Raw genomic sequence first — 11,578 nt, 5'->3', positions numbered from 1 at the left:
GTGCTCGGAGTCATCCTGCCCGCCGAGGTCGCCACGGCCGAGGCGTTCCGCGACCTGCCCGAGTCGCAGGCCCCGCTGTCGGCCGGCGAGCTCCAGGCCGTACGCGGCGCCGTGCCGTCGCGCCGCCGCGAGTTCGCCACCACCCGTTTCTGTGCCCGGGAGGCCCTCACAGCCCTCGGGCGGCCGTCGGCGGCGCCGCTGCGGTCCGACGCGGCCGGCGCGCCGCAGTGGCCGGACGGGGTGGTCGGCAGCCTCACTCATTGCGCGGGGTACCGGGCGGCTGCCGTCGCACTCGCCCCGGGTGCGGCCAGGGGGGCGGGCATCGCGGGCATCGGCATCGATGCGGAGCCGCACCGGCCGTTGTCGGCCGGCGTGTTGGAGACGGTGGCGCGCCCGGAGGAGCTCGATCGGCTGGCCGGGCTCGCCCGCCGGGAGCCCCAGGTGCACTGGGACCGGCTGCTGTTCAGCGCGAAGGAGTCGGTGTTCAAGGTCTGGTACCCACTGGAGCGTGGCTGGCTGGGCTTCGAGGAGGCGTCCGTGGCCGTCACCGCGCTGACGCCCGGTGCGGGGCTCTTGACCGTCTCCCTGCTCCGTCCGTCCCGCGGCCTGCCGCCCGTCCTGAAGGGGCGCTGGCTGGTCGCCTTCGGGCTCGTGCTCACCGCCGTCGTCCTGCCCGGGCCGAGCGCGCCTGTCCACGGGGAACGGCTCGTCGCCCTCCCGGGGGAAGGGGGCGACGAGCCGTGGTGAGGGGACCTCTGCCGTGTCCGCTACTTCTGGGCGGTCGCGGGCGCGGCCCCGGCGGGCGCGGTGGCCGCAGCCTGCGGCGGCCTGCCGGGCAGCCAGCGCAGTGCCACGACCGTGGCCGCCAGCGCAATGACGGCGGAGATCAGCATGGTCACCTGCATGCCGGACTGGTAGGCGTCGAACGCGTGCTGCTTGAGGGCTTCCGCGTCGGCGGCCGAAACCTTGTCACCGGCCGTTCCCAGAGCCCGCAGCGTGGCTCCGACGGAACCGGCGGCCTCCTCGCGCAGCTCGGTCGGCAGGACGTCCGCCGCGCTACCGAGGCCGGACCGGTACGAGGCCCCGAGCAGGCTGCCGATCACCGCGACGCCGAGGGCACCGGACACCTGACGGACGGTCTGGGAGACGGCCTGGCCGGCTCCGGCCTTGACCGGCGGGACGGCGGACATCAGCGAAGCGGTGGCAGGCGTCATGATCACGCCCCAGCCCAGGCCCAGGATCAGCTGGATCACGGCCAGAACCCAGAACGAGGTGCTGTGGTCCACGAAGGCGAAGCAGACGAAGGCGACGGCCATGGCGGTCGCCCCGCAGGCCACGACCCGGCCGGCGCCGAACCGGGCGATGAGTGCGGGGCAGCGCTGCGACATGAAGAACCCGCCCACGCCGATCGGCAGCATCAGCGCGCCGACCTCCAGGGGCCGGTAGCCGTGCACCGACTGGAAGTACACCGCCGTGACGAAGAGCGAGCCGATCAGGCCGAAGAACGCCAGGGCGATGGAGAACGTACCGGCGGAGAACCGACTGTCCTTGAGCAGGCTCATATCGAGGGCGGGCACCGTCAGCCGGCCCTCGACCCACACGAGCAGGCCGAGCAGCACGATGCCGGCGGCGATGGGCCCCACGGTGCCCAGGGCCAGCCACTCGCCCTTCTCGCCGCCGTTCACGAGGCCGTAGACCAGTACGCCGACACCGGCGACGGACAGCACCACACCGGCCGGGTCGAAGGTCTTGTTGAGGGTGTTCTTGGACTCGGGGACGAGCCAGGCGATCAGCGCGATGCCGAGCAGGATGAGCGGCGCGTTGATGAGGAAGACCGAACCCCACCAGGAGACCTGGAGCAGCAGGCCGCCGACGAGCGGACCGACCACCGTGGCGATACCGGCCGTGCCCGCCCAGCCGGCGATGGCCTTGGGGCGCTCGGCCGGCGGATAGACGTTGATCAGAATGGCCAGCGTGACCGTGGGAACGGTGGCGGCGCCGATACCCATGACGGCGCGCCAGATGATCAGTTCGGTGATGCTGCCGGAATACGCGGCGAGGACCGACGCGACGCCGAAGACGAGCATCCCCGCGATGAGGATCTTCTTCCGTCCGAAGCGGTCCGCGGTGACGCCGCCGGTGAAGATGAAGGCCGCGAACGTGATCAGGTAGGCGTCCAGGGCCCACTGCAGGCCCGCGGTGGTGGTGGCCAAGTCCTCCTGGATCGTGGCCAGGGCGACGTTCAGGATGGTCAGATCCATGACGACCACCAGGCCTGTCACGGCGAGCACCACCAAAATAAGCCGTCGGCGCCCCGGACTGACTTCGGGATTCATTTAATGCCCTCGCTGAATTCTTCCTGGAAGCTGTCCGAGAAACGGCTTCTTGGGGTTTCTCTGTGGTTTACCCGCCGGTTCCCGCGGCCCGGGTTGAGCGTTTGTTCGACCCGTGGCGGAGGCGTCGTTCGCACCGAGTAAAGCTGCTTGTCTTGCTGTCGTCAAGAGGCTCCACTGCCGCTCCGGTGGCGCTTGACAGGCCTCGGGAAATAGGGTTTTCTCAAGCGAGTAAAGCCAACTGACTCAGGAGATGTCTTCATGCCCATGCACCTCATCAGCGAGACGGAAGAGCGCACCAACAGGACGCCGGCGGGTGTCGCGGCCGGTCTCGCCGCTCCCAGCCAGGGCAGCAACGAGGTGTGCACCTGGCGCGTCCAGATGGACCCCGGTTTCGAGGCTCCGCTGCACCTGATCGACCGCGACCAGGTGTGGATGCCCATCGCGGGCACCTTCTCCTTCACCGTGGACGGTGAGACCCAGAAGGCCTCCGCTGGCCAGGCCGTCGTCATCCCGGCGAACGCGTCGCGCCAGTTCCAGGCCATCGGCGAGACCGCCCAGGCTCTGGTCGCCATGGCCGCCGGCGGCCGCGCGGGCGTCCCCGGCAGCGACGAGCGCCACCCGCTGCCCTGGGCCCTCTAGCCCACCCAGCTGGGGCGCCGCTGCTCTGTCAGCGGCGCCCCGCATGCCTTACCAGGACAGCTCCGCGCAATCCAACAGGGGGAAACCGTGACCGACACCGCACCAGACCTGCAGTCCTTTCCGATGCCCCGTAGCTGCCCGTTCGCCCCACCGGAGCAGTACGCCGAAATCCGTGACAAGGAGCCGGTGTCCCGCGTCAAGCTCCCGAACGGCAAGACCGCTTGGATGGTGACCAGCCACGAGCTGGTGCGCCAGGTCCTGGCCGACCCCCGGATCAGCTCCGACCGCCGCCTGCCGGGCAATCCGCAGCTCGTGCCGATCCCGCCGGCGGCCCTCGAGGGCGCCATGCGCTCTATGCTCGTGATGGACCCGCCCGAACACACCGCCCACCGCCGGCTGGTCATCAACGAGTTCACGGTGAAGCGGATCCAGGCTCTGCGCCCGCGCATCCAGGAGATCGTGGACGAGCGGATCGACGCGCTGCTGGCCTGCGACCGCCCCGCGGACCTCGTGGACGTCCTGGCCCGGCCGGTACCCGCGCTGGTGATCTGCGAGCTGCTGGGCGTGCCTTACGAGGACCGGGAGACCTTCTACCGGTTCGGGACCGTGGTGTTCGGCGAGAAGAGCACCCCGCAGGAGGTCGGCGCGGCCATCATGGAGACGCGGATCTTCCTCGGCAAGCTCGTCGCCGCCAAGGAGCAGGAGCCCGGCGACGACCTCCTGAGCCGCCTGATCGTCAAGTACAAGGAGCTCGGCGAGGGCGAGTACGACCCCCAGCAGGTCGTCAGCACAGCGCAGCTGCTGCTCAACGCCGGTCACGAGACCACGACCAGCATGATCTCCCTCGGCACCGCAGCCCTGCTGGAGCACCCCGACCAGCTCGCGGCGCTCGTGGAGGACGCAAGCCTCATCCCGCAGGCCGTCGAGGAGCTGCTGCGCTACCTCAGCATCGCCGACCTGGTGACCTTCCGCACCGCCACCGCGGACATACAGGTCGGAGACGTCACCATCCGCGAGGGCGAGGGCGTCCTCGCGCTGAGCGGGGCGGCGAACTGGGACCCGGCGGCCTTCGCGGAACCGGACAAGCTCGACATCCACCGGAACCCGCGCCAGCACGTCGCGTTCGGCTATGGGGTCCACCAGTGTGTCGGCGCCAACCTGGCGAGGCTGGAGCTGGAGATCGTCTTCAAGACGCTGTTCGACCGGGTCCCCGGCCTGCGTCTGGCCACACCGCTGGAGGAACTGCCCTTCCTCCAGCGGATCCTGTACGGCATGGCCTCGCTTCCCGTGACCTGGTGAGCATGACCGGGGTACGGGTGGAGGCCGACCGCGAGCGGTGTGTCGGGGCAGGGCACTGCGTCCGCTCCCTCCCCGCCGTGTTCGACCAGGACGAGCACGACGGCAGGGTGCTCCTGCTGTCGGCTGCGCCCCCCGCCGGCCTGGGGGACGAACTCCACGAGGTGGCCGATCTGTGCCCGGGACGGGCCCTGACGGTCCACGAGGACTGACACGGCCGCCGGTCAGTCCGCAGCACGGAACACTGCGCCCCGCTGAGCGACGCTCGGCGGGGCGCAGTGCTGGGCGGACGAGGACCCGTCCGGTGTTCGAGGACGGTCAGGCGCCGGAGGTCTGGGGCGCCGGGTGGCGCAGCAGGGCGACCGTCAGATGGGAGCGCTTGCGTACCTTGAGCTTGCGGTAGATCCGGGTCAGGTGCTGCTCCACGGTACTCACGGTGACGAACAGCTCCGCCGCGATGGCCCGGTTGCTGTGGCCCTGGGCTGCGAGCAGCGCCACGCGGCGCTCGGCGAAGCTCAGTTCGGCGATCGGGGCGCTGACCCCGGTGAGCGCGTGGGGCTTCTGCCGGGAGCCCGGCACGCGCGGCGCCATGCGGGCCTTGGGCCCGTGCGGGAGACTGCCCCGGAGCGGGGTCTCGTTGCCGCATTGCTGTGCCAAATGGATCACCTGCCGGGCCAGGGACGTGGCGCGGGCCTCCTCGCCCAGGATGTGGTGCGCCCGGCTCAGGTCGGCAAGGGTCGCGGTCAGCTCTGTCCGGTCCCCGGCGGTCCTCAGCTTCTCCGCCGCCTTCCTGAGGATGGCCGGACGCCTGCCGGGTTCACTCGTCGCGGCCAGTATGCGCAGGCAGGCACCGTGCGTCCGCCTGTCGCCGGGGTGCAGCCGGGCGAGCTCGTCGCCGACGAGCGACCGGGCGGCGTCCTTGCCGCCGAGGACGAGATGGGCCGCCGCGGCGGACAGCCGCCACGGGACGATTCCGGGCGAGTCCAGCCCCCAACGGGTCATGAGCGTCCCGCAGGCATCGAAGTCGCTCAGCGCGCTGCGCGGACGCCCCGTGGCCAGGTGGTGCCGGCCACGGGCGTGCAGGTAGTGCAGCCCGGCCGGCGTACGGAACGTGGCTTCCGGGACCGGAATGCCCAGATAGGTCGCGGCCTCGTCGTGCTCGCCCATCTCGGTACACGCCAGCACCATCGCGGCGACCGGCAGGCCCAAGGCGATGCCCCAGCTCTGCGGGGAGATCAGTGTGAGTGCGGTGCGCGCGTGGTCCCGGGCCAATGCCAGGTCCCCCTGCCGTACGGCGATCAGCGCGCGGGCGCCGGCGAACAGGGCGCGCGAGGTGGGAGTGCGACTGGCTGCGGCCTGCTCCAGCAGGGAGTCGCACCAGGAAGCGGCGCGTTGCAGCCGGTTGGCGAAGACCAGCGTGCCGAGCGCGGCCAGGGCGGGCAGTAGCGTCGAGCCGTTCAGCCGCAGGTCCTGCAGCACCCGCTCCGCGTCGTCCAGGGCCTTCTCCTCGCCGTCCGAGCGGAGCACCCTCAGCAGGGCCAGGACCGACCGCAGCTCGTGGCGGCCGGCAGCGGTCGCCTCCCAGGTACCGGCCGGTCGGCCGGTCGTGTCGTCGAAGAGTTCGGGGTAGGCGCACGCCAGCCAGCTCCGCAGGGCATCGAGCGCCGCCAGGGAGCCGGAGTCGGACGACGGGGCGTCCGTGGCCACGTGCTTCAGGCTTTCGACGGCCTCCTCGGGGCGGCCGTGCCACAACAGGTAGCCGATGGTGGTGATCGCGTCGCGCCTGGTGGCCCGGCCGTCGGCGACCGCCGGTACCAGTTCTGCGAGGTGCCGCTTCACCGCCGCGGGATCCACCTGCCATTCCGCCCGGGCCAGTGCCGCCAGCAGCGCGGAGCGCCGCGGGCTGTCGGGAGCGTCCCTGGCGACTCGCTGCGCCCCGCGCAGGAACGAGATGACCGAGGGGATGTCGCTGTCCTCCATCGCCCGCTCCGCCGCCTCCATGAGCACAGGCACCGCCCAGGGCGCCTGGAGCCGCTGGGCGGCGATGAGGTGCCTGGCCACGAGCGTCGCGGGGGCCCCGGCTTCCTGGAGCAGCCCGCCAGCGCGGCCGTGCAGCCGGGCCCGCTCCGCTGGGAGTATCCCGTCCAGCACTGCCAGGCGGCCGCATTCGTGACGGAACAGGCCGTCGCTCAGCAGACCGATCGCGTGCAGCGTGTCCAGGGCTTGCGCTGCCGGAGCGGCGGGGATGCCGAGCATGTCGCCCAGCAGCTCGGGCGGGAAGGGCCCGCAGGAGGAGGCGTCGGCCAGCACCGCGAGGGCCCGGGCGGTGCCGAGAGTTCCCGCCGGACAACGACCCAGGCTGCTCAGCACGGTCTTCTTGAAGGTGTCGCCCACCGTGAGTTCGCCCTGCCGGGGGCCGTTGCCGGCGAGGTAGTCCTCGAGCAGAGCACGCACCAACATGGGACTGCCACCGCTGATGCGGTGGCAGGAAGGGGCGAGGTCCTCCGCTGTTCGCTTGTCCAGGTGTGCACCGAGCAGGGCGGCGACCCCGGACGGGGTCAACGGAAGGAGGGGGATGACCGTACATCGGGTGCCGCGGAAGAGGTCCGCCGCGGGAGGCAGCTCGCCGCCGGGGGTTCGCGCCCCCGCCGTCAGGACCACCAGGACGCGTACCGAACGGATCCGGCGGATCAGGAACAGCAGGCACTGGAGGGAAGTGGCGTCGGCGTGGTCGACGTCATCCACGGTGATGAGGACGGGATGCTGGGCGGCCAGCTCCTGCACCGTCTGCCAGAGGCGGTGCAGGACGGGCGCCGGCACGTGGCCCTGAGATCCGTCGTCCGGCCCGTGCACCGCGGCACTGAGGGCGCCCGCTTCCAGCAGACCGGCGACCCGGTCGGCGAACGTGGTGCGCGGAGCCAGCCCGCTGAAGAGCTGGCTGATCACTCCCATGGGCAGCCCGCGCTCCGCGAGCGAGGCCGAAGCGCTCAGCACGAGGGCGCCGGACGCGGCCGCCGTCTCCTCGAAGGTGTGCAGCAGGGCCGTCTTCCCCATGGCCGTCACCCCGGTGATCAGGGCCGTCCCGCCCTCTCCCGACAGGGAAGCGGTGTGCAGCTCCCCCAGGGCGGCGAGTTCGCTCGCACGGCTCGTTGCCGTCATCGAGCCGCCCCCCCTCGGAATGCTGAGGACGCCCGGATTCCGCCAGACCGTGGCTCCGCGCAAGACTGGCCCCGCGAAAAGCGACTCATCAGTAAAAACGAACGGGATGGTTCGGATCCGCCTGAGGGGGAAACGTAAAGATCGGATTTGTCGGCGTGTCGTATGTCACCCAAAGTGTGGTTCCGGCGACAAGAAGTGCGTATGGGTGAGTCTGTGTTCCGTACCGCGCCCGTGCCTGGGTACGGCACACCCTCGGCCAGCAGTTTCATCGATACCCCCGTATCTGCTCTGTGCCTTGAGTAAATTCTTTTGACTCCAATTGTGTCAAGATTGATCTGTGACGCCCCAACATCCGCCCCAGACAGCTCCGGACTCGCCGGAGGACCCGCTCCAGGGCGCCGACCTGACGTTCCTGCTCGGCATGGCGTTCCAGCTGGTGCACGGAGAGTTCGTGTCCAGGATCAATGCCCTGGGCTACGGTGAGCTGCGTCCGGTGCACGGGATGGCGTTCCAGGCGTTGCACGGGGGCGGGGTCACCAGCAGCGAGCTGGCCGAGCGTCTCGGCGTGACGAAGCAGGCGTCCGGGCAGATCGTGGACTTCCTGGAGGAGCACGGGTACGTGCGCCGTGAGCCGCACCCCGAAGGCGGGCGGCGCAAGCTCGTGGTCCTCACCGACAAGGCACGGCACCACCTCGCTGCCGCCGGCCGGGTCCTCTACGGTCTCGAGGTCGAGCTGGCGAGCCAGCTCGACCCCGAGGCCTTGACATCCATGCGCCGCGAACTCGCGAGGCTGATCCGGCAGTTCGCCGGAGACACGCTCCCGCCGCTGCGCCCCCTGTGGTGAGGCGGTACAGCCGCTACGGATACGAGTAGAACCCACGGCCCGTCTTGCGGCCCAGGAGGCCGCCTTCGACCATGCGGGACAGGAGGGGAGGCGGGGCGTAGGACGTGTCCTTGTACTCCGCGTACAAGCCGCTCGCCACGTCGGCGAGGGTGTCCAGGCCGACCAGGTCGGCGAGCTGCAGCGGACCCATCGGGTGGGCGCAGCCCAGGGACATGCCCTTGTCTATGTCCTCCGCCCGGGCGTGCCCCGCCTCCACCATCCGGATGGCGCCCAGCAGGTAGGGCACGAGCAGGGCATTGACCACGAAGCCCGGCCGGTCCTGTGAGCGGACCACCTCCTTGCCCAGCTGCCCGGACATGAACGCCTCCGTGCGCTCGTACGTTCGCTCCGACGTCAGCAGGGAGCAGCCCACCTCCACCAGGGCCAGCACCGGTACCGGATTGAAGAAGTGGGTGCCGATCACCTGTGCGGGGCGGCTCGTGACCCGGGCCAGCTTCATGATGGGCACGGAGGAGGTGTTCGAGGCCAGGACGGCCTCCGGATCCTCGACGACCGCGTCCAGCGTGGCGAAGAGCTCCAGCTTGACGGCCTCGTCCTCGATGACGGACTCGATGACGAACTCCCGGTCGGCCAGGTCCTTCAGGTCCGCGCTGAAGGAGATCCGCTCCAGCGTGGCGGTACGCTCCGAGGCGGTGAGCCGTCCCCGGGCCACCGCCGTGTCCAGCGATCGGGTGACCCGCTCGCGGCCCGCCGCGACCGACGCCTCCCGCGAGACCACCACCCGCACGTCACAGCCCGCCCGGGCGCTCACCTCTGCCAGGCCGGACCCCATCAGCCCGCAGCCGACGACTCCCACCCGCGCGATCGCGCTCATCGGGCCACCGGCCCGGACCAGCGCATCAGGCAGTTGCCCAGTGCCATGCCGCCGCCGAAACCGGCCAGCAGCACCATGTCGCCTTCGGCCAGTGCGCCCGAGCTCGCTGCCTGGTCCAGGGTGATGGCGACGGAGGCGCTGCCCACGTTTCCGTACTGCTCCAGCGTCAGATGTGTCCGGGCCTTGACCAGGCCGCAGCGCTCGACGAGGGTCTCCAGCATCACGCCGTTGGCCTGGTGCGGGATGAAGTGGTCCACCTGGTGCGGGCGTACCCCGGTCCGGTCCAGCAGGTCACCGACAGCGCCCGGGACGTTGGACAGGACGAAGTCCGTCACGTCGCGCCCGCGCATCTTCAGGTAGTGCCCGCCCTCGGCCAGTGTCTGCGGGGAAGCGGGGTTCCTGCTGCCGCCGGCCGGGATGACCAGCAGGTCGTGGGCTTCGCCGTGGGTGCGCAGGTCCACGTCGATGATCCCGGTGGAAGCCGGGACGGGGCCCACCACCGCCGCGCCCGCGCCGTCCGCCAGCAGCACCGAGGTCCCCCGGTCGGCCGGGTCGATGAACCGCGAGAACACCTCGGCGGCCAGGACCAGCGCGTACGAACCGGGGGATACCGCAGCCATCGCGCGGGCGAGGCCGATGCAGTAGACGAAACCGCTGCAACCGATGTTGATGTCGAAACAGGCGGCGCGGCGGGCGCCCAGCGCGTTCTGCACCAGCGCGGCCGTCGGAGGGAACGGGGTGTCGGCCGTGGCCGTGGAGACGATGATGTAGTCGATGCGCTCCGCGGGCACCCCCGCGCGTTCCAGCGCCACGTGCGCGGCCCGCACCGCCAGGTCGGAGGCGGCGTCGCCAGGTTCGGCGTAGCGTCGCTCGCGGATCTGCGTCCTTCGGGCGATCCACTCCGGCTCCACGCCGAAGGCCGGGGCTATCTCGTCATTGAGGACGCGCCGCTCCGGCAGGTACGAGCCCGTTCCCAGGATGCCCACAGACTGGTTGAACATGGTCACTCACCCCCCAGCGGGTTCAGCCGGTCCTCGCCGATCCTCGCCCTCGTTTCCGGATCGGTCACGCCGAGGCCGCGCTCCGGCGCCATGCACAGGACTCCCACCTTGCCCATGTGCCGGTTGGTCTGCACCATGCGCGCGGCCTCCCCTATCTCGTGCAGCGGGTAGACCGCGGACAGGCCCGGCATGAGCCGTCCCATGGTGACCAGACGGTTGGTCTCCCACTGTTCCTGAAGGTTGGCGCCGTGGCTTCCGATGATCCGTTTGAGCTTCATCCACAGATAGCGGTTGTCGTAGTCGTGCCGGTATCCGGTGCTGGACCCGCAGGTCACCACCGTGCCGCCACGCCGTACCACGAACATCGAGATGCCGAAGGTGGCCCGGCCGACGTACTCGAAGACGATGTGCGGATCCTCGCCGGTTTCCCGGCGGATGATCCGGCCGAGCCGCTTGCCCGCCTCGATCACCCGGGACGGATCGTCGGCGAAGTCGTCGCCGATGCCGATCTCGTCGCGGTTGATCACCACGTCACAGCCGAGCCGGCGCAGCGCCTCCGCCTTCTTCTCCGAGCTGACGACACCCACGGAGATGCCGCCGCCATTGCGGACGAGCTGTACCGCATACGCACCCAGACCGCCCGAGGCACCCCAGATGAGCACGACGTCGCCCTGCTTCATCCGGGCGCCCCGGTCGCTGACCAGCATGCGGTAGGCGGTGCCTCCGCAGCCGGGGATGCTCGCCGCCTCCTCCCACGTCAGGTGGGCGGGCTTGGGAATGAGCTGGCTGGCGCGCACCACCGTGTAGTGGGCCAGACCACCGAAGTTCGTCTCGTACCCCCAAGCGCGCTGCTCGGCACCGAGCATGCCGTCGGCGTGACTGGCCGCTTCCTGGTCGTCCGCCTGAACGGGGCTGACGACCACATGGTCGCCCACCTTCCAGCGGCGCACGCCCGTCCCGACCCGGACGATCACACCAGCGGCGTCGGATCCCAGCACGTGGTAGGGCTGGTCGTGGCGGCTCTCCCAGTGTCCTCTGCCCTGGTAGTGCTTGAGGAACGAGAAGGTCGGTATGGGTTCGAAGGTGGCCGACCACACCGTGTTGTAGTTGACGCAGCTGGCCATCACCGCGACGAGCACCTCGTCAGGGGCCGGCTCGGGCATGGGCAGGTCGCCGACATGCAGGGACTTGCGTACGTCCTTGTCCGCGGCGTCGCCGAACATGCCCACATCCTCGATACGGGTGTGGGCGGCGGTGAAACTCTTCGGCACCGCGGTACGGGCGAGTTCGTCGGGACTCGCCCCCGCCAGTAGAGCCTCAGCCATGGATCTCAATGGAACCCCTTCCTTCACTGGTCCTTGGTCCTCGAACGAGGCCGCCGAAGCCGAAAGGCCGTCGAGGTCCTCAAGTGAGCCCAGGCAAGCAGGCT

10 protein-coding genes are annotated in these 11,578 nt (G+C 70.5%); 5 read left to right on the top strand and 5 right to left on the bottom strand.

The window, feature by feature from the left end; genetic code table 11:
• Complete coding sequence (locus BX286_RS12775) at window positions 1–747, top strand: 4'-phosphopantetheinyl transferase (protein ID WP_121014996.1); 747 nt, start codon at window positions 1–3, stop codon at window positions 745–747.
• Window positions 748–767: 20 nt separating this feature from the next.
• On the opposite strand, the gene BX286_RS12770 is transcribed toward BX286_RS12775, so the two are convergent.
• Window positions 768–2,336, bottom strand: coding sequence for an MFS transporter (locus BX286_RS12770; protein WP_079426702.1), 1,569 nt, complete (start codon window positions 2,334–2,336; stop codon window positions 768–770).
• A 258-nt stretch (window positions 2,337–2,594) separates the two neighbouring features.
• Here BX286_RS12770 and BX286_RS12765 point away from each other — a divergent pair, with 258 nt between their 5' ends.
• From BX286_RS12765 to BX286_RS12755, 3 genes are all read left to right on the top strand, one after another.
• A complete protein-coding gene (locus tag BX286_RS12765; protein WP_237292820.1) occupies window positions 2,595–2,975 on the top strand; it encodes a cupin domain-containing protein in 381 nt (126 codons plus the stop codon).
• A gap of 123 nt (window positions 2,976–3,098) precedes the next feature.
• On the top strand, window positions 3,099–4,274 hold the full coding sequence (locus BX286_RS12760) for a cytochrome P450 (RefSeq protein WP_079431708.1): 1,176 nt from the start codon (window positions 3,099–3,101) through the stop codon (window positions 4,272–4,274).
• A 2-nt stretch (window positions 4,275–4,276) separates the two neighbouring features.
• Window positions 4,277–4,483: a ferredoxin gene (locus BX286_RS12755; RefSeq protein ID WP_079426700.1), complete on the top strand. Its 207-nt coding sequence runs from the start codon at window positions 4,277–4,279 to the stop codon at window positions 4,481–4,483.
• Between the two features lie 106 nt (window positions 4,484–4,589).
• Here BX286_RS12755 and BX286_RS12750 read toward each other — a convergent pair whose 3' ends face one another.
• On the bottom strand, window positions 4,590–7,430 hold the full coding sequence (locus tag BX286_RS12750; protein ID WP_079426698.1) for an AAA family ATPase: 2,841 nt from the start codon (window positions 7,428–7,430) through the stop codon (window positions 4,590–4,592).
• 421 nt (window positions 7,431–7,851) lie between these two features.
• Here BX286_RS12750 and BX286_RS12745 point away from each other — a divergent pair, with 421 nt between their 5' ends.
• Entirely contained in the window at window positions 7,852–8,274 is a 423-nt protein-coding gene (locus BX286_RS12745) for a MarR family winged helix-turn-helix transcriptional regulator (RefSeq protein ID WP_079431707.1), read from the top strand.
• A gap of 13 nt (window positions 8,275–8,287) precedes the next feature.
• Here the strand turns inward: BX286_RS12745 and BX286_RS12740 are convergent, their stop codons facing one another.
• From BX286_RS12740 to ccrA, 3 genes are read right to left on the bottom strand one after another with little or no spacing between them, the layout of a single operon-like run.
• Complete coding sequence (locus tag BX286_RS12740) at window positions 8,288–9,148, bottom strand: 3-hydroxybutyryl-CoA dehydrogenase (RefSeq protein WP_079426695.1); 861 nt, start codon at window positions 9,146–9,148, stop codon at window positions 8,288–8,290.
• The gene (locus tag BX286_RS12735; protein ID WP_079426692.1) at window positions 9,145–10,149 is read right to left on the bottom strand and encodes a 3-oxoacyl-ACP synthase III family protein; all 1,005 of its coding nucleotides are present in this window, start codon (window positions 10,147–10,149) and stop codon (window positions 9,145–9,147) included. The genes BX286_RS12740 and BX286_RS12735 overlap by 4 nt, the downstream gene beginning before the upstream one ends.
• A 2-nt stretch (window positions 10,150–10,151) precedes the next feature.
• A complete protein-coding gene (gene ccrA, locus BX286_RS12730) occupies window positions 10,152–11,474 on the bottom strand; it encodes a crotonyl-CoA carboxylase/reductase (RefSeq protein WP_398898445.1) in 1,323 nt (440 codons plus the stop codon).
• Window positions 11,475–11,578: the final 104 nt, after the last annotated feature.

It is taken from the genome of Streptomyces sp. 3211.6 (assembly GCF_003634815.1).
Taxonomy (GTDB): domain Bacteria; phylum Actinomycetota; class Actinomycetes; order Streptomycetales; family Streptomycetaceae; genus Streptomyces; species Streptomyces katrae_A.
This window is presented reverse-complemented; position numbering and strand designations above follow the sequence as displayed.

What these genes read in the sequence shown, in the direction of transcription:
- BX286_RS12770 (WP_079426702.1), bottom strand. Translation starts at nt 2,336, where the DNA reads ATGAATCCCGAAGTCAGTCCGGGGCGCCGACGGCTTATTTTGGTGGTG.
- BX286_RS12765 (WP_237292820.1), top strand. Translation starts at nt 2,595, where the DNA reads ATGCCCATGCACCTCATCAGCGAGACGGAAGAGCGCACCAACAGGACG.
- BX286_RS12760 (WP_079431708.1), top strand. Translation starts at nt 3,099, where the DNA reads ATGCCCCGTAGCTGCCCGTTCGCCCCACCGGAGCAGTACGCCGAAATC.
- BX286_RS12755 (WP_079426700.1), top strand. Translation starts at nt 4,277, where the DNA reads ATGACCGGGGTACGGGTGGAGGCCGACCGCGAGCGGTGTGTCGGGGCA.
- BX286_RS12750 (WP_079426698.1), bottom strand. Translation starts at nt 7,430, where the DNA reads ATGACGGCAACGAGCCGTGCGAGCGAACTCGCCGCCCTGGGGGAGCTG.
- BX286_RS12745 (WP_079431707.1), top strand. Translation starts at nt 7,852, where the DNA reads ATGGCGTTCCAGCTGGTGCACGGAGAGTTCGTGTCCAGGATCAATGCC.
- BX286_RS12740 (WP_079426695.1), bottom strand. Translation starts at nt 9,148, where the DNA reads ATGAGCGCGATCGCGCGGGTGGGAGTCGTCGGCTGCGGGCTGATGGGG.
- BX286_RS12735 (WP_079426692.1), bottom strand. Translation starts at nt 10,149, where the DNA reads ATGTTCAACCAGTCTGTGGGCATCCTGGGAACGGGCTCGTACCTGCCG.
- ccrA (WP_398898445.1), bottom strand. Translation starts at nt 11,474, where the DNA reads ATGGCTGAGGCTCTACTGGCGGGGGCGAGTCCCGACGAACTCGCCCGT.